Here is an 18,624-nt window from a genome sequence, read left to right on the forward strand (position 1 = left end):
TTAGGCTTCCTTGGCGGGCGCTACCCAGTTTTGCTGGGGGATCGGCAGTTCGCAGGAGTCGCCACGGCCCATCGGGAAATACTTGAAGCCTTTGCGCGCCAGGCGATCGCCGTCGTAAAGGTTGCGACCGTCGAAGATCACCGGGTTTTTCAGGCGGGCATGGATCAGCTCAAAATCCGGCGCCTTGAATTGCTGCCACTCGGTGCACACGATCAGCGCATCGGCGCCGCTCAAAGCCGATTCCGGCGTGCCCAGCAGGGTCAGGCGCGACTCGTCGCCGTAGATGCGCTGGGTTTCCTGCATGGCTTCGGGGTCAAACGCACGGACATTGGCGCCGGCCGCCCACAGGGCTTCCATCAATACGCGGCTTGGGGCATCGCGCATGTCATCGGTGTTGGGCTTGAAGGCCAGGCCCCACAAGGCGAAGGTTTTGCCTTGCAGCTCGCCCTGGAAATAGGCGTTGATGCGTTCGAACAGCTTGCTCTTCTGGCGCTGGTTGATCGCTTCGACCGCTTCGAGCAGGTCGCTGGAGCAGTTGGCTTCCTTGGCGCTGTGGATCAGGGCGCGCATGTCTTTAGGGAAGCACGAGCCACCGTAGCCGCAGCCGGGGTAGATGAAGTGGTAGCCAATACGCGAGTCGGCGCCGATGCCCAGACGCACGGCTTCGATGTCGGCGCCCAGGTGTTCGGCCAGTTCGGCGATCTGGTTGATGAAGCTGATCTTGGTGGCCAGCATGCAGTTGGCGGCGTACTTGGTCAGTTCGGCGCTGCGCAGGTCCATGAAGATGATGCGGTCATGGTTGCGGTTGAACGGCGCGTAGAGGTCGCGCATCACTTCACGCACTTCTTCGCGTTCGCAGCCGATGATGATGCGGTCCGGGCGACGGCAGTCGGCAACGGCCGAGCCTTCCTTGAGAAATTCCGGGTTGGAGACGATATCGAACTCCAGATGGCGACCGGCAATGTGCAGGTTTTTTTCGATATGGGCGCGCAGGGTGTCGCCAGTACCGACCGGCACGGTGGATTTTTCCACCAGGATCACCGGCTCCACGCGATGGCGCGACACAGCATCGCCCACCGAGAGCACGTACTTGAGGTCGGCCGAGCCGTCTTCGTCCGACGGCGTGCCCACGGCGATAAACAGCACTTCACCGTGTTCTACGGCGAGTTTTTCGTCGTAGGTAAAGTGCAGGCGCCCGCTTTCCAGGTTTTCCTTGACCATGGCAGCCAGGCCCGGTTCGAAGATGGTCACGTGGCCTTTTTGCAGCGACTCGACTTTGCTCTTGTCCACGTCCATGCAGATCACATCGTGACCGACCTCGGCCAATACGGTGGCCTGTACCAGACCGACGTAACCGCTACCAAATACACTGATTTTCATGGGGCATTCCTGGGGCTTGCAACGCTAGCACGACGAGAGTTAATAACCAGAACACCGAGAATGACCAAGGCCACTCCCAGGGTTTTTGAAAGCGAAAAATGTTCGTTGAACACCGGCATGCTGGCCGCCAGCAGGTACACCAGCGCGTAGCTGATGCTTAGCAGCGAATAGGCACGCCCAAGGGGCAAGTGCTTGAGCGCGCCGAGCCAGCACAGCATCGACAGCGCATAGGCGATGATCGCCAGGATCACCACGCCCAGGGCGCCAAGGTCGATGGCGTTGCTGTTGAAAGCATTCAACCATTCGGTCGGCAATGGCAGGCGCGTCATGCTCCAGCGCATGCCCAACTGTGCGGCGCTGACCAGGCCGACACTGCCCAAGGCGAGGGCAAACCCTTGTGCGCGGCTCATACGTGACGCCCCAGCAGCACGACGCCACCAATCACCAGCGCGACACCCAGCCAGTGACGGCCATCGATGTGCTCATGGAACACAAACCGCGCCATCAGCGTCACCAGTACAAAATTGAGGCTGAGCATGGGGTAGGCGATGCCCACTTCCAGGCGCTGCAACACCAGCAGCCATACCAGCAGGCCAAGGCCCAGGCACACCAGCGCGGACCATAGCCACGGCGAGCGCAGTTTCGGCGCCCAACCGTCGGGCTGGTCACGCCAGCTTTCCACCGCGAACTTTTGCGAAACCTGGCCCATGCAGGTGAGCAGGCAGGCGCCCAACAGGAGAAGCAAGGTGATCATTGCGCGGCCTGTGGGAAAATCAGGATAACGATACTGCCTTGCTCATAGCGCTTGCCGTCTTGGGGCAGCAGGTTCACTTCGGCCACTTCATCGTCGCCCTTGACCCGCATGACCACGCCAACCGAACCTTTTTTACGCGCCTCGCTCATCCACTGCTGGACGTCAGCGGTGCCGATCTTGCGATAAGCGGTGTCCGGGTAGGCAATGCCGTACTTCACTTCACCGACCGTGTTGTACAGTGCAATTTCCGGGCGACCCAGGCGCCATGACAGCGCCGATGCAGCGCCAAGGTCATTACTCAGCAGGGCGGTGGTCGGTTGCAGTTCGGGCAAGTGGTCGATGATGAACTGGTCCGGGGTTTTGTTATAAACCACCGAATGCGGCAGGGCAGCGGGCACCAGGGCCACCAGCAACCAACTGCCGATTGCCGGCGCAGCCCATAGCTTCAACGGGCGCGCAGCTTGCAGCAGGTTGACCACGATCCAGCCGAACAGGAAGGTGAACACCAGCACCAGGCTGAAGGTTTCCTGACCCGGCTCATACACCGGCTTCTTCAGTTGGAACCAACTGATGGCCAGCAACGCCACGATCCCAATAACCAGGTTCAACCAGCCGTTGATGCGCAAGGCGCGGCCATGCCCCTTGGCCAGCTTGTCGCTGAGCGTCGAGCCCATCAACAGCGCCAAGGGCAGCAGGCACGGCATTACGTAGGACGGCAGCTTGCCTTTGGCCAGGCTGAAGAACGCCAGGGGCATCAACAGCCACAGCAGCAGGAACGCCGTCTTGGGCAGGCGCTTTTCCAGCCAGGCCTGTTTGACCGTGGACGGCAACAGGGCGATCCATGGCAGCGAGAACGCGACCATCAGCGGCAGGTAGAACCAGAACGGCTCGGCATGCTGGGCGTCATCGCCGGCAAAGCGCTGGATGTGCTCGTGCCAGAAGAAGAAGTTCCAGTAGTCCGGCTCTTGCAGGTGCACGGCCAGCGCCCACGGCAGGCTGACCACAATGGCGACGACCACCGCAACCACGCCATAGCCCAGCAACTCACGAAAGCGTTTCTGCCAGATCGCGTAGGGCAGGGCGATCAACACCGGCAGCAGCCAGGCCAAGAAGCCTTTGGTCATAAAGCCCATGCCGCAGGCAAAGCCGAGCAAGGCCCAAGACCCCAAGCGGCCGTTGCGTGTGGTGCTGTCGAAACAAAACCACAAGGCCACGCCCGTCAGGTTGACCCAGAAAGTGAATTGCGGGTCCAGGTTGGCGTAACCGCCGAGCAAGGCCACACTGACAAAGCTCATGTACAGCACGCTGCTGACCAGGCTTTTTTGCGGGTCGTTCCACAACCGGCGTGAGACCAGATACACCAGCAGGATGCTCAGCCCCGTGCTCAAGGCCGACGCAAAGCGCACGCCGAACAGGTTTTGCCCGAAAATCGCCTGGCCCAGCGCGATCATCCAGTAGCCGGCAGCGGGTTTCTCGAAATAGCGAATGCCCATGAAGTGCGGCGAGGCCCACTTGCCGGTCAGCAGCATTTCCTGGCTGATTTGCGCGTAACGGGTTTCGTCGGGAATCCACAGACCGTGGGAGGCCAGGGGCAACAGGTAGAACACGCCAAACGCCAGCAGGAGCAGGGGCAATGCCCAGCGCCGGATCATGCCTGCTGCACTCCGAGCCAACCCTCGCGGCCGCTGAGCGCGCCGCGCACCAACTGTTGCTGGGGCAGGGTGGTCACATCCGCAGGCAACAGGTCGCCCAAGGGTTTGAAGTCGATGCCGCGCTGCCCGGCCTGGGCGAGCAGTTGGCGAAAATCGTCAGCCATCAGAATCCCTTCTACTTCTGCGTGGATCGTATAGACGTTCAGCTTCGACGCGGCGAACCGGTCAAGAATGAAGCCGTTGAAATCTTTGGCAGCCACCACCGGCCCGACGACTTCGTCGAAGGTCGGCAGGTCTACCGGAATTTGTGGGGTGCCCGCGCTGCCATCGGCCAGGGTAGGTCGAAACAGGCTGGTGCCCCGGCAATCGCTGTTGTAGCGAAAGTTGAAAGCTTGTTTGGCTTGCACCACGCGCTCATCGGCACGCCAGCCGGCGGCGGCGGAACAGTCGATGCGTTCACCCAGGATGTCGCTCAGGGTGTCCACGCCTCGACGGATCTGCTCGACCAGCTGTGCGTCGCTCCAGCGCCCGGTGTTGGCTTGCCAACCGTGATGGTCCCATGCGTGCAGGCCGACTTCATGGCCGGCGGCCTTGGCCTGGCGCATCAAGTGCCCCAGGTCACGGCCGATCGGCTTGCCTGGCCAGGCGGTGCCGGCCAGCAAGATGTCCCAGCCATACAGGCCGGCAGCATTGGAACGCAGCATCTTCCACAGAAACTGCGGGCGGATCAGGCGCCACAAGTGGCGCCCCATGTTGTCCGGCCCGACACTGAAGAAGAACGTCGCTTTAACCCCGGCTTCATCCAGGGATTCGAGCAACCGCGGCACACCTTCACGGGTGCCACGGTAGGTGTCGACGTCGATTCGCAAGCCTGCCTGCATTACTTCTTGTCCGCGATTTCGAGCATGGCTTCTTTGAGGAAGAAGTCCAGGGTGTTGCCGATGGTTTCGCTCATTTCAACGGTAGGCTCCCAGTTCAACAGGCGCTTGGCGTTTTCGATGCTTGGCTTGCGGTGTGCTACGTCCTGGTAACCGGTGCCGTAGAACGCCTTGCTTTCTACGTCGCGGAAACCGGCGAACGGAGGGAAGTTGCTGCGCAGCGGGTGAGCTTCGAACTGACGCAGCAGTTCTTCGCCCAGCTGACGGATGCTGGCTTCGTTTTCCGGGTTGCCGATGTTGATGATCTGGCCGTTGCAGATATCGTTGTCGTTATCAATGATGCGTGCCAGGGCTTCGATGCCGTCGGCGATGTCGGTGAAGCAACGCTTCTGCTCACCACCGTCGAACAGACGGATTGGCGTACCTTCCACCAGGTTGAGGATCAACTGAGTGATGGCGCGCGAGCTGCCGATACGTGCCGAGTCCAGACGGTCAAGGCGCGGGCCCATCCAGTTGAACGGACGGAACAGGGTGAAGTTCAGGCCTTTGTCGCCGTAAGCCCAGATCACGCGGTCCAGCAGTTGCTTGGAAACGGAGTAGATCCAGCGCTGCTTGTTGACCGGGCCGACCACCAGGTTGGAGGTGTCTTCGTCGAAGTACTGGTCCTGGCACATGCCGTAGACTTCGGAAGTCGACGGGAAGATCACGCGTTTGTTGTACTTGACGCAGTAGCGAACCAGTTTCAGGTTTTCTTCGAAGTCGAGTTCGAATACACGCAGCGGGTTACGGGTGTATTCGATCGGCGTGGCGATGGCCACCAGCGGCAGGACCACGTCGCACTTCTTGATGTGGTATTCGATCCACTCGGAGTGGATGCTGATGTCGCCTTCCACATAGTGGAAGTTCGGGTGGCTGCGCAGGCGCTCGATGGCGTCGGAGCCAATGTCCAGGCCGTAGATTTCGTAACGGTCGTCACGCAGCAGGCGCTCGGACAGGTGGTTACCGATAAAGCCGTTGACACCCAGGATCAGTACACGGGTGCGACGTGGCTTGCGGCCGGACTCGGCGCCGCGCAGTACGGAACCGTCGACCAGGCCCAGTTCGTCAGCCAGGGAAGGGCCGGCCAGGTACAGGCCGTTTTCGTTGCGCTGGCCGAACTTGACCACCAGGGAATCTTCACCGCAAGCGATACGCAGCGGGTTGACGCTGATCACACGGCCTGGGGCCAGGCCTTCGTTGCCCTTGACCACGTCGGCTTGCCAAACGATGAGTTTGTGCTCGCCGACAGCGCAGAAAGCGCCCGGGTACGGTTGGGTAACAGCGCGAACCAGGTTGAACAGCTCTTCAGCCGGCTTTTTCCAGTCCAGCTTGCCATCAGCGGCGGTGCGGCGACCGAAGTAGGTGGCCTGGCTTTCGTTCTGGGCAGTTTCGGCCAGTTTGCCTTGGGCCAGCTGTGGCAGCGCATCACGCAGCAGGTTGGTGGCCGCTTCACGCAGTTTGGCGTGCAGGGTCAGGCCGGTGTCGGTGCGGTCGATGATGACTTTTTGCTGGGCCAGGATCGCGCCGGCATCGGCACGCTTGACCATGCGGTGCAGGGTCACGCCGGTTTCGGTTTCGCCGTTGACCAGCACCCAGTTGGCCGGAGCGCGGCCACGGTATTTAGGCAGCAGCGAACCGTGCAGGTTGAACGCGCCTTTTTTGGCGGTGGCCAGCAAGGCTTCGCTCAACAGGTTGCGGTAGTAGAACGAGAAGATGAAATCCGGGTTCAGCTTGGCAATGCGCTCGATCCACAGCGGGTGGTTGGCGTCTTCCGGTGCATGTACCGGGATGCCATTGCGGGCGCAGAGTTGGGCGACGGAACCGTAGAAATTGTTTTCCTTGGGGTCGTCGGCATGGGTGAACACGGCAGCAATGTCGTAGCCGGCGGTCAGCAGGGCTTCAATGCCTGCACAGCCAATATCGTGATAAGCGAAGACAACAGCTTTTGAATTCATGACGAAACCTGATCGGAAGGAGAAGTAGGAGAGTGGGAAGTTGCCAGGCCGTCGACCACGACGACCGGAGCCGGTTCTGCGGGTTGGTTACGCAGCACCTTTTCAATAAAGAACCGTGGACGGGCACGCACGTCACTGTACATGCGGCCCAGGTATTCACCCAAGAGGCCCATGCCAATGAATTGGCCGCCGGTGAACACAAACAGCACCGCGAACAGCACGAACATGCCTGAACCGGCCCATTCGGCGCCGAAGACCAAGCGCAGGAACACCAGCGCAAAGGCAAACAGCATGCCCAGTGCCGCGAGGCTGAAGCCGACGATGCTCAGCAGACGCAGCGGGGTGGTGGTCATGCAGGTGAGCAGGTCGAACATCAGGCTGATCAGGCGCATGGCGCTGTATTTGGACTCGCCATGCTCACGCTCGGCGTGGTGCACCAGGATCTCGGTGGTGTGGCGGGCAAAGCCGTTGGCCAGGATCGGGATGAACGTGCTGCGCTCGCGGCAGGCCAGCATCGCATCGACGATGGTGCGTCGGTAAGCGCGCAGCATGCAGCCGTAATCGGTCATGGCCACGCCAGTGGAACGTTGCACGGCCAGGTTGATCAGGCGCGAAGGCCAGCGGCGGAAGGCCGAATCCTGACGGTTGTTACGCACGGTGGCGACGACGTCGTAGCCCAGGGCGGCTTGCTCGACCAGGCGCGGGATTTCTTCGGGCGGGTTCTGCAGGTCGGCGTCGAGGGTGATGATCACCTCGCCACGGCACTGCTCGAAGCCGGCCATGATCGCGGCATGCTGGCCGTAGTTGCGGTTGAGGATCACCGCCACCACGTTGCTGCCGTCTTCTGCGGCAGCGTCTTCCAGCAATTGGGCCGAGTTGTCGCGGCTACCGTCATCCACCAGGATGATTTCGTATTCGTAAGCCAATTGCTTGCAAGCTGCAGTCGTGCGACGCAGCAATTCAGGCAGGCTCTCTTGTTCGTTGTAGACCGGGATAACGATCGACACGCAATGAATAGGGTAGGGTTTCAAAGATTCATGACCTCGGGGCTAGAACAATTGGAGCGTGAAAACAGCAGTAATCCATCGATAAACAACGGCGAAAGATTAAACAACGTAGCGTGGGGTTGCGGCATTCATTCGACTTTCCTGAGGACGGGCAACGGTTTCTTCCATGGGCTAGCAGATTAAAGACGAAAACTATTAAAGGTAAAGCGTAATCAACAGGTTAGTCGGGGAAGACGCGGTTCGTTCTCAAGTCCTGGGGCCAAGATTAAGCGGAAAATTGTTGAACGAATATGAAAGGCGGATGAAAAACTCGTTTATTTGACAGGTAGACAGGTAGGGTTCAGCTAAACCGCTGAAGCGCCTGGGGATTGGTTCTGCGGGCAAAACCGCAACGAATTGCGCAGCGATGCGCAGGTGGGCAAAGTTATTCAACAAACTTCTCTGCATTGGCCCTCAAGTGCCGGTAAAGTAAGCCATCTCTTGCCAGGGTACTCGGATGAATAGTGTGCGGATTTTGCACGGCCAGTTGCGGCCTGCATTGATGGGCTTGTTGATGGTGGTGGCCTGTGTCACCACCGTTCGAGCCGACGATGGCGTGGCGCTTACCAGCATCGAGCAGGTGCCGGACGGCGTGGAAGTGCGCGGCAAACAGGTCGCGGCCTATACCTGGGACGACCACCAGGGCAAGAACTTGCTGGTACTCGCCGAGCAAGTCAGTGAACGTGATGACGACGGCACCCAGTCGGCATTTGTCTACGCGGCCCAGTATTTGCTCGGCGGCGACCGCCCCAAGCGTGTCTGGATGCTTTATGACGATGTGCAACACTGCGAATTCGACGCAGGGCTGCGTTTTGACATGGCGGCCACCAAGGTCACTGACCTTGCCGGCGATGGCATTACCCAGGCCACGGTGGGCTATTCGCGCACCTGCACCAGCGACGTCAGCCCGCGTGAGTTCAAGCTGATCATGCATGTCGGCAAGTCGCAGAAATACCGCCTGCGGGGTGTCGATCGCGTTGGCGCAAGCTGGTGGGACGAGGATGCCGGTGCCCTGCGCGGTATGCCACTGCCGACCGACTGCAGCGTTGCCGCGCAGCAGGCATTGGTCAGCCAGTACAAGGAGCAGGGCACCGAGTTGCCGCTGCCGGGCTGTTATGGCGATGAAAATGACTTTGCCAAAGCGCCGGACAGCTACCTGGTGTTCATGCGTCAGCACTGGTTTGCACTGATGCACAAACAGGACGCCGACTGGAGCCAATCCCAGGCCCAGCCGCAGGCGCAAGACCCGACCGAGGATGACGAATCGGCGCAGTGATTTTGTGCCGTGATTTGGTGCCAAGCCCTGTCCTGGGTTAGACTCGGCTTTCGCCAATTCAATAAATACCTCAATTAAACAAAGGCTTGAACGAGGTATTTAATCCAAAGGCTAATCTACCTTGACTGAGTCTATCCGCAACCCACTGACCCTGTACCTCACTCGTTTGGCGCCCTCCAGCCAGTTGACCATGCGCTACGTGCTGCAAGATGCCGCCGACCGCCTGGGCTATGAAGACATCAACCTGGAGGAGATCGACTGGCACCTGCTGCAACCCGAACAAGTGATTGCTCTGGTCGGCGCATTGCGCGAAGACGGTTGTGCGCCGAACACGTCGTCGCTGTATGTGAATGCGGTACGCGGGGTGATGAACGAGGCCTGGCGGATGAGTCTGATCAGTCAGGACCACCTGTTGAAGATGCGCTCGGTCAAGGCCACACCGGGCACGCGCCTCGGCCAGGGCCGTAACCTGCGCCGCAGCCTGATCCGCGAAATGATGGAGGTCTGTGCCGCCGACCCACGCCCCCAGGGCCTGCGGGATGCCGCCGTAATCGGCATTTTGTATGGTTCAGGCATGCGCAAGTCGGAGTCGGTCAACCTCGATCTGGCCCAGATCAATTTCGATGAACGCAGCTTGCGGGTAATTGGCAAAGGCAACAAAGAGCTGATCAAGTACGCCCCGGCCTGGGCGTTTGACAAGTTGCAGGCCTGGCTGGCGTTTCGCCGTGAACAGCTAAAGGAAGGCGAGCGGGACGATAGTTTCCTGTTCAACCGTATCCGTCGAGGCAGCCATATCACTCGTGAGCGCATCACCAAGCACGCGATTTACTACATCGCCCGCCAACGCGGTGAACAGGTGGGGGTGAAGATCATGCCCCATGACTTCCGGCGCTCGTTTATCACGCGGGTGATTGAAGAACATGACCTGTCGATTGCGCAGAAACTGGCGCATCACACCAATATCCAGACCACCGCCAGTTATGACGTGCGCGATGACAACGAGCGGCGTCGAGCGGTGGACAGGTTTGATTTGTAGCTTCCAGGCCAGACTCTGATTAAAACTGTGGGAGCGGGCTTGCTCGCGAAGGCGCAGTGTCAGGTAGTCAATCTGTAACTGATACACCGCTTTCGCGAGCAAGTCGAATCGTCGCACCGCCGCTCCCACATTAGGGTTATGCGCGGTTTAGAGAATGGGCTTGCCGCCGGTGACCGCGTAACGTGAGCCGGAAATGTAGCTGGCTTCGTCCGAGGCCAGCAGCACATAGATCGGTGCCACCTCCACGGGCTGGCCGGGGCGCCCGAGCGGCGTTTCGCTGCCAAAGCTCTGCACATCCTTGTCGGGCATGGTCGACACAATCAGCGGCGTCCAGATCGGCCCTGGCGCCACACTGTTGACGCGAATACCTTTGTCACCCAGCAACTGCGCCAGGCCACCGGTGAAGTTGGCGATCGCGCCCTTGGTGGCGGCGTAGGCCAGCAGGGTTGGCTTGGGCATATCGGAATTGACCGAACTGGTGTTGATGATCGAGCTGCCGGCCTTCATATGCGGCAGAGCCGCCTTGCAGATGCGAAACATCGCCGTGATGTTGATATCGAAGGTCTTGACCCATTCTTCATCCTCGATTTCTTCGAGGGTTTCGTGGGTCATCTGGAACGCGGCGTTGTTGACCAGTACGTCGATGCGGCCAAACTGCTCAACGGTCTTGTCCACCAGCGCCTGGCAGTTGGCTTTTTGCGCGATATCGCCCGGCAACAATAGGCATTGGCGCCCGGCTTCTTCGACCCAGCGCGCGGTTTCCTGGGCGTCTTCATGCTCATCCAGATACGCGATGGCCACGTCTGCACCTTCGCGGGCAAAGGCGATGGCCACCGCACGGCCAATGCCGCTGTCGGCGCCGGTGATCAGGGCGATCCTGTTGGCCAACCGGCCGGAGCCTTTGTAGCTCTTCTCACCGCAGTCGGGGTACGGGTCCATTTTCTTCTGGGTGCCCGGTACAGACTGGGCTTGAGGTGCGAAGGGTGGGCGAGGGTAGTCGGTCATTTCAGTCTCCATAGGTCTTGAGGGGCCTATGGAGTTAGTTGTTTTGCCGCCAGCGATAGTTGTAATGGATCGGCGATGGCCCCGACGAATGGCGTCAGCCACGCGCCAGATGAGCCGGCAAACGACGCAGGGTCCACAAGGTCACCAGCATCGCCGCCACCGCGCAGAGCGCAATACCCACCAACATCGGCGCCGGCGTATGGTCGGCAAACACACCAACCAATGTCATGGACACAGCCGCCGTTATCATCTGGATAGCACCGAGCAGCGCCGAGGCAGAACCCGCGACTGCCCCATGATCTTCCATGGACAACACCCCAGCGGCCGGCAACAGCAGGCCAAGAAAACCGAAGCCGATAAACAGCAGTGCCATCATCAAGGCGAGGTTGTCACTCCACAAGGTGGTGACGGCCAGCGCGCCCATGATCACCGCCACGCCCACCACCGACCAGCGAATCAGCGGCGCCAGGCCAAAGCGCGCGCTCAAGCGTGCGGTCAGTTGGCTCATGGCGAAGAACGACGCGGCGTTGACTGCAAAACACAGGCTGAATTGCGTAGGCGTCAGGCCGAAATACTCGATGTACACGAACGGCGCGCTGCCGATGAACACAAAGAACGTCGCCAAGCCAAACCCGCACACCACCGACAGGCCGGTGAATACCGGGTCGCGCAGCAATGCGCCGTAGCTGCCGATCGCACTGCCCAGGGTCTTGCCCAGGCGGCGTTCGGCGGGGTGGGTTTCGGGCAACTGCACAATGGTCATTACCAGGCACAACACGGCGACCACCGCCAGCACCACGAACACTTCACGCCAGCTCCAGAGTGAAATCACCACGCTGCCGGCCAGGGGCGCGAGGATCGGCGAAACACTCATCACCAGCATCAGCAGGGCCATCAACCGTGCGGCTTCGTGGCCGGTGTACAGGTCACGCACCACCGCCCGCGGGATCACCATGCCGGCGCAGGCGCCAAAGGCTTGCAGGGCACGAAAACCAATCAACACTTCAATCGTCGGCGCCAGCGCACAGCCGACGCTGGCCACCGCGAAAATCGCCAAACCCGCGTAAATCGGCGGCTTGCGACCGTACACATCGCTGATCGGCCCGTAGAACAGCTGGCACACACCAATGATCATGAAGAACACCGTGAGGCTCATCTGCACGGCCGCCGGCGACGCTTGCAGGCTGGCCCCCAGGGTGGGCAGCGCAGGCAGATAGCTGTCGATGGCGAATGGGCCGATGGCGGTGATCAACCCGAGCAACAAAGCCAGGTGGGCAATACTTCGAGACATGGGGGTTCCGGGTCACAGCAAAAGATCGGCCAGCTTAGTGAGCTGCCCTTGGGCACACAAGGTGGTGCTTACACAGACGCTACATTTTCATGTGGCTTGGCTGATCTTCACAAAATAAAGATTGAATAATCACACTTAATGTTATTTAAATAACAAAACAAGAGCGCTACGACCTGCCTGGCCGTGCCGCAACAAGGTGAGATAGCAATGGGCAAGATCGCAGTCATCGGCAGCAACATGGTGGATTTGATTACCTACATCGACCGCATGCCGGAACAGGGCGAAACCCTGGAAGCACCGGGCTTTGCCCTCGGGTGTGGTGGCAAAGGCGCCAACCAGGCGGTGGCGGCGGCCAGGCTTGGTGCGGATGTGCTGATGCTGAGTAAAGTCGGTGACGACATGTTCGCCGACAACACCCTGGCCAACTTCCAGCGGTTTGGTATCGACACCCGCTACGTCCAACGGGTGCCGGGCGTTTCCAGTGGCGTGGCGCCGATTTTCGTGCGCGCCGATTCCCATAACAGCATTTTGATCGTCAAAGGCGCCAATGCGCATTTGTTGCCGGCGGACATCGAGGCAGCGGCTGCCGACCTGTGTGAATGCACGCTGATCGTGCTGCAACTGGAGATCAACCTGGACACGGTCTACTACGCCATCGAATTCGCCCGTCGCCATGGCATTGCAGTGCTGCTTAATCCGGCACCGGCCCTGGCCGATTTGAGCGCCGAACACCTGGCGCAGTTGGACTTCCTGATTCCCAACGAATCGGAGCTGGCGTTGATCACCGGTCGAGTCGTGGACTCGCCGGATTCGGCCCGCAGCGCCGCACACTCACTGGTCACCAGCGGCATTCGCCACGTGATCGTCACCCTCGGCGAGCACGGCGCGCTGTACGTGGGCGAGGAGGGCGAGTTCCAGGTGCCCGGCCAACGGGTGGTGGCCCGCGACACCACCGGTGCCGGCGATGCGTTTATCGGTTGTTTCATCCAGCACTGGAGCCGCAACGGCGCCATTCGCCAGGCCATGGAGCAGGCGGTGGCCTATTCCGCCTGTTCGGTCACAGCGCTGGGTACGCAGACCTCCTATCCCGACGCCGAAGCATTCGCCGGTTTCCAGCAACAGCGGTAAGACATTCAACCCAGCCCGGAGAACAATAATGAACAAACCTGCGCTGCAACAGACACCCGATGGCTTCTATCTGAACCGCACGCCCTGGTTCGCCTTTATCCTGCTGTGCAGCATCTTTGCGTTGTGGGCGGCAGCGGCGAGCATGAATGACGTACTGATCGCGCATTTCAAAAAAGCCTTCCTGCTCAGCGATTTCCAGACCGCCTTTGTGCAGTCGGCGTTTTACTTGGGCTACTTTTTCGTGGCGATTCCGGCCGCGATGGTGGTGCGCCGCTTGAGTTACAAAAGCACGATTCTGACCGGCCTGTTGCTGTACATGCTGGGCTGCCTGCTGTTCTTCCCCGCCGCGTCCACCGCCAAGTACGGCATGTTCCTGCTGGCGCTGTTTGTGATTGCCGCCGGCCTGTCGTTCCTGGAAACCGCGTGCAACACCTATTCAACCCTGATGGGCCCTCGGGAAACCGGGACGCGGCGCTTGAATATCTCGCAAACCTTTCACCCGTTCGGCGCCATGGCCGGGGTGTACGTGGGCAGCTTCGTGATGTTCAAGGACACCGATGCCACCACCGAGCAACTGACGCAGATGAGCGCCTCCGAAGCGGCGGTGCAGCAGTTGCAGATGATCCAGTCCACGCTGTTGCCCTACAAGTGGATGATCGCCGTACTGGTGCTGATGTTTATCCTGATCGCCATTACGCGGTTCCCGGCCTGCAAGGGCAATAAACCCGTCGACAGCAGCTCCGGCAGCTTGCGCCAAAGCCTGGGCCGACTGTGGCGCAACCCGCGGTTTACCTTTGGTGTTCTGGCGCAGTTTCTGTATGTGGGCGCGCAGGTCGGCGTGTGGAGTTTCACCATTCGCCTGGCCATGCAAATGGGCGGCATGAATGAGCGCAGCGCTTCCTGGTTTTTGCTGACCACGTTTGCCGCTTATTTTGTCGGCAAGCTGATCGCCAACCTGCTGATGCGCCGGCTGCATCCGGCCCGGGTTCTGGCGATTTACGGTGTGCTGTGCATTGTGCTGCTGGCCTACACCATCCTGGTGCCGAACATTTCCGCGGTGTATGCCGCAGTCGGCGTGAGCATTTTCCTGGGCCCGTGCTGGCCGACCATCTACGGTTTGACCATCGATGGCCTGGGTGAAGACACCGGCGTCGGCGGTTCCCTGCTGGTGATGAGTATTGTTGGTGGCGGGGTGATTCCGATTTTCCAGGGCCTGTTGTCCGATGCCAGCGGCGGCAACATGCAGTTGGCCTACAGCGTGCCGTTGCTGTGCTTTATCGTGATCGTGATGTATGCGCTCAAGTGCATGCGCCAATCGGACCGATTGCCGTCGAGTGCGCCAGCGGCGGTGGCCTCATGAACGCGCGTGTCCCGCTGTATCCTGCGCTGTTCAGCGAGCAGGAAAAGGTCTTGCTGCAGTCCGAGGACTTCAAGGTCTGCGCCTGGGTGTACCCGTCCGACGTGTTGGCCGTAAGCCTGGAGAACAGCCGGGGGCGCCTGGTGGTGCTGCCTTATCAAGGGCAGATGATCTGGTCGGCGGTGTTCGATGGCTGCGACCTGACCATGACCAACCTCTTCGAGCAGCCAAGGCCCAGCCCGACCATCATTGATACCTATGGCTGCTTCATGTTTCACAGCGGCCTGCTGCGCAACGGCTGCCCGGCGCCGGACGACACCCATGCCTTGCACGGCGAGATGCCCTGCGCGCCCATGGACGCGGCCTGGCTGGAAATAGGCGAGGGCGTTGTGAGCCTGGGTGGCACCTACCAATATGCCAAGGGCTTTGGCGACCGATACCGGGCCACCCCGAGCGTGACACTGCGCGCGGATTCGGCCCTGTTCGATATCGACATGGACGTCACCAACCTGGCCGGCAAGCCCATGGAGCTGATGTACATGGCCCATATGAACTATGCCTATGTGGCCGGCGCGCGGTTTGTCGAGCCGCTGGGCATGCAGCGTTTGCGCCTGCGCACCAGCGTGCCGGACCACGTCAAGCCCACGCCGGACTGGAGCGCCTACATGGCGCAACTGGCCGAGCATCCGGCGCAGCTGGCGTGTCTCGACAGACCGGCGTTGTATGACCCGGAAATCGTGTTTTTCTTCGACGACGTGGGCGCGGACGCCGGCGGCCATGCGCATTTTTTGCTGGACCACCCAAATGGTGCGGCGTTTTACACCCGTTATCGCCCCAAGGAGTTCGAGCACGCCGCACGCTGGATTCTGCATTCACCTGATCAGCAAGTGGCGGCGTTCGTGCTGCCATCGACCTGTGAACCCGAGGGCTATAACGCCGAAAAAACCAAAGGCCACGTGCGGGTGCTCGCGGCCGGGGCCAGCGCTTCGTTCAGCGTGACCACCGGCTACTTGAATGTGCGTGAGCGCCAGAGGTTATTGGGTTAAACCAGCAATTGCGCGTCGCTGGCCTGGAGGGCTTCTTTGTACGCTTGGGGGATTTTCTTGTCGCTGACCACGTAGTGAAAGTCTGCAAGGCTGGCGAAGTGCGCCGTGCGCACCGTGTCGAACTTGCTGAAGTCCGCCAGCAATACACGCTGCTGGGCTTGGCGCAGGACCTTTTGCTTGACCTCGACTTCATTGAAGTTGAAGCAGGTCACGCCGAATTCCTGGCTGACGCCGGCAGCCGTCACAAACGCCCACGTGAGGCGCACGCTGTCGAGAATGCTGCTTTCAGCGCTGCTCTCAAACACCTGGTTCTTGCGGTGAAAGGTGCCGCCGCACAGCACGATATGGCAGTTGGGCTTGTTCTGCAGCTTGAGCAACACGTTCAACGAGCTGCACACCGCGGTGAATTCCAACTCGTCGGGGATAAAATCAATCACAAACGGCGAGGTGGTACCGCAATCGAAAAATACCGTGTCACCGGGCTGTATCAACCGCGCGGCGAGTTTACCGATGCGGCGTTTTTCTTCGACGTGACGCGTGCCTTGGTCGGCCACCCGGTAATCGCCGGCCTCACTGCCGACCCGCGTGATATAGCCGCCCAACAGGCGCAAATGCTCGCTGAAGTGGTTGAGGTCGCGACGCAGGGTCATTTCGGAAACATCCAGTAGCGCCGCCATTTCCCGCAGGTGAATGGCGCTCTGGTCCTGCAGGGCTTGCTGGATAAGCTTGAGTCGCTCGGCTTTTTTACTGTCCACGGGCATTCCAGGGCTTGATTGTTTGTGTTAACTAAGTAACATTAATTGTTAATATTGTAACGCTTAATGTGAGCGCCGCAACACGCGGCACACCACCATTGGCAACATACAGGCAAGGGCACGTTATATGAATACGCTTCAACCCGCAGCATTGGCCAAGTACATCGATCACACCTTGCTGGCCCCCGATGCCACCCGTGAACAGATTCGCACCTTGTGCGAGGAAGCCCAGGCACACGGCTTTTATTCAGTGTGCCTGAACTCCGGGCAAGTGCCTTACGCGGCATCGTGCCTGACCGACGATCACGTGGTGATCTGTGCAGTGGTGGGCTTCCCGCTGGGCGCCGGCCTGAGCGACACCAAGGCCTTTGAAGCCGAACGGGCGATAGCCGCCGGGGCAGGGGAGATCGACATGGTGCTCAATATCGGCTGGCTGAAGGATGGACTGCTTGAGGCGGTACGCGAAGATATCGCCTTGGTGCATAAAGCCTGCGGCGCTGTGCCGTTGAAGGTGATCCTGGAAACCTGCCTGCTCAGCGATGAACAAAAGGTCCAGGCCTGCGAAATCTGCCGGGATCTGGGTGTGGCATTCGTCAAGACGTCCACCGGGTTCAGCCGCAGTGGCGCCACGCTTGAAGACGTGGCCTTGATGCGCAAAACAGTAGGCGCTGGGGTTGGGGTCAAGGCATCCGGCGGCGTGCGTGATTATGCGACAGCGGTGAAGATGATTGAGGCTGGGGCTACGCGTTTGGGCAGCAGTTCGGGGGTTGCGATTGTGGGTGGGGAAATGGCGGCGGTGGGTGGTTATTGAAGATCTGTTTATATAACTCAACTAAATAGGCATTTAGTTGAGTTATATAAAATTTGAATAAAAGATTCGCAATAGAGCTAAGGCGCCTTCTTGTCATCGCCGCCAAACGTGACGCTCTTATGCACGAAGTAGCCTACAACACCCCAGCGCATGTCGTCGTCTCGAAAGATAACTTTCTCTTTGACGGTGGCGGTGGCAAACGTCGACGCAAATTCGATCACCGCGTAGCGTCCTGCAGGCGCATCCGGCAGGTCAACGATAAAGCCAATGGTTTCGGGCTTGCGCGCCTGCAACGAACCCAGTCCTAGACGCAGCGCTTTAAGCCCGGCGACCCACGCCAGCTCAGAGGTTTTCGCTTGCATAACCGGGCTGGCGGCTGCCCATGTCTTCGCAGGTTCGCCGGCATCCAGCAGCATGAGAAACGCAACGGCGATGTCGAGTACCTGTTGTTGTTGCTGCGGCGTTCCTGGATCAGTGGCGACGACCTTCGGCAACGGCTTGTTGAAACTGACATCGCAGCCGCCAAGCAACGCAGCAGTGAGCAATACGGCAGCATAAAGCTTCATGCAGATCTTCCTTGAACACGATTGGCCTTGGGACGAGTAAAGATCATGCGTGAAGGCGTTGCCATGTGGTGGATGAAAACGAAGGTTGCGGCGACATGGCAGTTGGGAGGCAATGGTCAGTGAAAAGATCAAAAGCCGGGAGACGCTGATTCAAAATCTGACGCGTACTGCTGCTGATTACGTAATGCGATATTACGCATAATGTATATTATGTTAAATATATATAAGTGTAGTAAAAATAGGCCGCATTGCTACCACCAAAGGCACTGCTAACGTAGTCCGAAGAATCCAACAAGTGTTGGTCAGCCAACCCAGCCAATATCCCTATAGCAAAAGACGAAGCTTTCGAGCCTCCTCCAGACAGTGAGCCTGATGCGTTTATCCGACTTCGAATACGCAAGCATACGCGCCGCGAACGCTTCTTCGCCGAAATGGATCACGTTATTCCCTAGGTGGGCGTGTTGGGGCAACGGTCAGATTGAGCAATCTTTGTCGCAACACCTCATTTTAAAGTCCCGTGGCATCATGCGTTACATCAACCGCCGTTTGCCACATTGTCAGTGGCAACGGCGCCGAGCAATTTATATATGCCTTTGAATAGCACCATACAAAAAATTGGCTTCAATACTATCTTGGCAGATAATTTTCT

17 protein-coding genes are annotated in these 18,624 nt (G+C 59.5%); 6 read left to right on the top strand and 11 right to left on the bottom strand.

What is annotated here, in order from left to right:
* The 7 genes from ACTD9P_RS08510 to arnC are packed head-to-tail and all read right to left on the bottom strand — an operon-like array spanning nt 1 to nt 7,689.
* Nucleotides 1–1,380: a UDP-glucose dehydrogenase family protein gene (locus ACTD9P_RS08510; protein ID WP_438867354.1), complete on the bottom strand. Its 1,380-nt coding sequence runs from the start codon at nt 1,378–1,380 to the stop codon at nt 1–3.
* The gene (arnF, locus tag ACTD9P_RS08515; protein ID WP_438867355.1) at nt 1,377–1,790 is read right to left on the bottom strand and encodes a 4-amino-4-deoxy-L-arabinose-phosphoundecaprenol flippase subunit ArnF; all 414 of its coding nucleotides are present in this window, start codon (nt 1,788–1,790) and stop codon (nt 1,377–1,379) included. The genes ACTD9P_RS08510 and arnF overlap by 4 nt, the downstream gene beginning before the upstream one ends.
* Entirely contained in the window at nt 1,787–2,134 is a 348-nt protein-coding gene (gene arnE, locus ACTD9P_RS08520) for a 4-amino-4-deoxy-L-arabinose-phosphoundecaprenol flippase subunit ArnE (RefSeq protein WP_056860014.1), read from the bottom strand. Before arnE ends, arnF begins: the two co-directional genes overlap by 4 nt.
* A complete protein-coding gene (arnT, locus tag ACTD9P_RS08525; RefSeq protein ID WP_438867356.1) occupies nt 2,131–3,786 on the bottom strand; it encodes a lipid IV(A) 4-amino-4-deoxy-L-arabinosyltransferase in 1,656 nt (551 codons plus the stop codon). The genes arnE and arnT overlap by 4 nt, the downstream gene beginning before the upstream one ends.
* Nucleotides 3,783–4,667, bottom strand: a complete 885-nt coding sequence (arnD, locus tag ACTD9P_RS08530; protein WP_438867357.1) for a 4-deoxy-4-formamido-L-arabinose-phosphoundecaprenol deformylase — start codon at nt 4,665–4,667, stop codon at nt 3,783–3,785. Before arnD ends, arnT begins: the two co-directional genes overlap by 4 nt.
* Nucleotides 4,667–6,658, bottom strand: coding sequence for a bifunctional UDP-4-amino-4-deoxy-L-arabinose formyltransferase/UDP-glucuronic acid oxidase ArnA (arnA, locus tag ACTD9P_RS08535; protein ID WP_200433996.1), 1,992 nt, complete (start codon nt 6,656–6,658; stop codon nt 4,667–4,669). Before arnA ends, arnD begins: the two co-directional genes overlap by 1 nt.
* Complete coding sequence (arnC, locus tag ACTD9P_RS08540; protein WP_056860018.1) at nt 6,655–7,689, bottom strand: undecaprenyl-phosphate 4-deoxy-4-formamido-L-arabinose transferase; 1,035 nt, start codon at nt 7,687–7,689, stop codon at nt 6,655–6,657. The genes arnA and arnC overlap by 4 nt, the downstream gene beginning before the upstream one ends.
* A gap of 472 nt (nt 7,690–8,161) precedes the next feature.
* On the opposite strand from arnC, the gene ACTD9P_RS08545 reads away from it, so the two are divergent.
* Together ACTD9P_RS08545 and ACTD9P_RS08550 are read left to right on the top strand one after the other, a co-directional pair.
* Entirely contained in the window at nt 8,162–8,980 is an 819-nt protein-coding gene (locus tag ACTD9P_RS08545; protein ID WP_438867358.1) for a M949_RS01915 family surface polysaccharide biosynthesis protein, read from the top strand.
* Nucleotides 8,981–9,101: 121 nt separating this feature from the next.
* Nucleotides 9,102–10,016, top strand: a complete 915-nt coding sequence (locus ACTD9P_RS08550; protein ID WP_438867359.1) for a site-specific integrase — start codon at nt 9,102–9,104, stop codon at nt 10,014–10,016.
* 147 nt (nt 10,017–10,163) lie between these two features.
* Here ACTD9P_RS08550 and ACTD9P_RS08555 read toward each other — a convergent pair whose 3' ends face one another.
* On the bottom strand, nt 10,164–11,021 hold the full coding sequence (locus ACTD9P_RS08555; RefSeq protein ID WP_438867360.1) for an SDR family oxidoreductase: 858 nt from the start codon (nt 11,019–11,021) through the stop codon (nt 10,164–10,166).
* 94 nt (nt 11,022–11,115) lie between these two features.
* Entirely contained in the window at nt 11,116–12,312 is a 1,197-nt protein-coding gene (locus ACTD9P_RS08560; RefSeq protein WP_438867361.1) for a multidrug effflux MFS transporter, read from the bottom strand.
* 207 nt (nt 12,313–12,519) lie between these two features.
* Here ACTD9P_RS08560 and rbsK point away from each other — a divergent pair, with 207 nt between their 5' ends.
* Genes rbsK through ACTD9P_RS08575 form a run of 3 tightly spaced genes read left to right on the top strand, consistent with a single transcriptional unit; the run spans nt 12,520 to nt 15,843 of the window.
* Nucleotides 12,520–13,440, top strand: coding sequence for a ribokinase (gene rbsK / locus ACTD9P_RS08565; RefSeq protein WP_438867362.1), 921 nt, complete (start codon nt 12,520–12,522; stop codon nt 13,438–13,440).
* 28 nt (nt 13,441–13,468) lie between these two features.
* Nucleotides 13,469–14,800 carry an L-fucose:H+ symporter permease gene (gene fucP / locus ACTD9P_RS08570; protein WP_438867363.1) on the top strand — a complete coding sequence of 444 codons (1,332 nt, stop codon included), beginning with the start codon at nt 13,469–13,471 and terminating at the stop codon, nt 14,798–14,800.
* A complete protein-coding gene (locus ACTD9P_RS08575) occupies nt 14,797–15,843 on the top strand; it encodes an aldose 1-epimerase family protein (protein WP_438867364.1) in 1,047 nt (348 codons plus the stop codon). Before fucP ends, ACTD9P_RS08575 begins: the two co-directional genes overlap by 4 nt.
* Here ACTD9P_RS08575 and deoR read toward each other — a convergent pair.
* Nucleotides 15,840–16,598: a DNA-binding transcriptional repressor DeoR gene (gene deoR / locus ACTD9P_RS08580; RefSeq protein WP_219267908.1), complete on the bottom strand. Its 759-nt coding sequence runs from the start codon at nt 16,596–16,598 to the stop codon at nt 15,840–15,842. The two genes, ACTD9P_RS08575 and deoR, sit on opposite strands and share 4 nt — an antisense overlap.
* 127 nt (nt 16,599–16,725) lie before the next feature.
* On the opposite strand from deoR, the gene deoC reads away from it, so the two are divergent.
* A complete protein-coding gene (gene deoC, locus ACTD9P_RS08585; protein WP_438867365.1) occupies nt 16,726–17,409 on the top strand; it encodes a deoxyribose-phosphate aldolase in 684 nt (227 codons plus the stop codon).
* A 77-nt stretch (nt 17,410–17,486) separates the two neighbouring features.
* On the opposite strand, the gene ACTD9P_RS08590 is transcribed toward deoC, so the two are convergent.
* Complete coding sequence (locus tag ACTD9P_RS08590) at nt 17,487–17,975, bottom strand: DUF4019 domain-containing protein (RefSeq protein WP_438867366.1); 489 nt, start codon at nt 17,973–17,975, stop codon at nt 17,487–17,489.
* Nucleotides 17,976–18,624: the final 649 nt, after the last annotated feature.

The organism is Pseudomonas onubensis (assembly GCF_965653655.1).
Taxonomy (GTDB): Bacteria; Pseudomonadota; Gammaproteobacteria; order Pseudomonadales; family Pseudomonadaceae; genus Aquipseudomonas.

What these genes read in the sequence shown, in the direction of transcription:
- arnA (WP_200433996.1), bottom strand. Translation starts at nt 6,658, where the DNA reads ATGAATTCAAAAGCTGTTGTCTTCGCTTATCACGATATTGGCTGTGCA.
- arnT (WP_438867356.1), bottom strand. Translation starts at nt 3,786, where the DNA reads ATGATCCGGCGCTGGGCATTGCCCCTGCTCCTGCTGGCGTTTGGCGTG.
- fucP (WP_438867363.1), top strand. Translation starts at nt 13,469, where the DNA reads ATGAACAAACCTGCGCTGCAACAGACACCCGATGGCTTCTATCTGAAC.
- arnE (WP_056860014.1), bottom strand. Translation starts at nt 2,134, where the DNA reads ATGATCACCTTGCTTCTCCTGTTGGGCGCCTGCCTGCTCACCTGCATG.
- ACTD9P_RS08555 (WP_438867360.1), bottom strand. Translation starts at nt 11,021, where the DNA reads ATGACCGACTACCCTCGCCCACCCTTCGCACCTCAAGCCCAGTCTGTA.
- arnD (WP_438867357.1), bottom strand. Translation starts at nt 4,667, where the DNA reads ATGCAGGCAGGCTTGCGAATCGACGTCGACACCTACCGTGGCACCCGT.
- ACTD9P_RS08510 (WP_438867354.1), bottom strand. Translation starts at nt 1,380, where the DNA reads ATGAAAATCAGTGTATTTGGTAGCGGTTACGTCGGTCTGGTACAGGCC.
- deoC (WP_438867365.1), top strand. Translation starts at nt 16,726, where the DNA reads ATGAATACGCTTCAACCCGCAGCATTGGCCAAGTACATCGATCACACC.
- arnF (WP_438867355.1), bottom strand. Translation starts at nt 1,790, where the DNA reads ATGAGCCGCGCACAAGGGTTTGCCCTCGCCTTGGGCAGTGTCGGCCTG.
- ACTD9P_RS08560 (WP_438867361.1), bottom strand. Translation starts at nt 12,312, where the DNA reads ATGTCTCGAAGTATTGCCCACCTGGCTTTGTTGCTCGGGTTGATCACC.
- rbsK (WP_438867362.1), top strand. Translation starts at nt 12,520, where the DNA reads ATGGGCAAGATCGCAGTCATCGGCAGCAACATGGTGGATTTGATTACC.
- ACTD9P_RS08575 (WP_438867364.1), top strand. Translation starts at nt 14,797, where the DNA reads ATGAACGCGCGTGTCCCGCTGTATCCTGCGCTGTTCAGCGAGCAGGAA.
- ACTD9P_RS08590 (WP_438867366.1), bottom strand. Translation starts at nt 17,975, where the DNA reads ATGAAGCTTTATGCTGCCGTATTGCTCACTGCTGCGTTGCTTGGCGGC.
- ACTD9P_RS08545 (WP_438867358.1), top strand. Translation starts at nt 8,162, where the DNA reads ATGAATAGTGTGCGGATTTTGCACGGCCAGTTGCGGCCTGCATTGATG.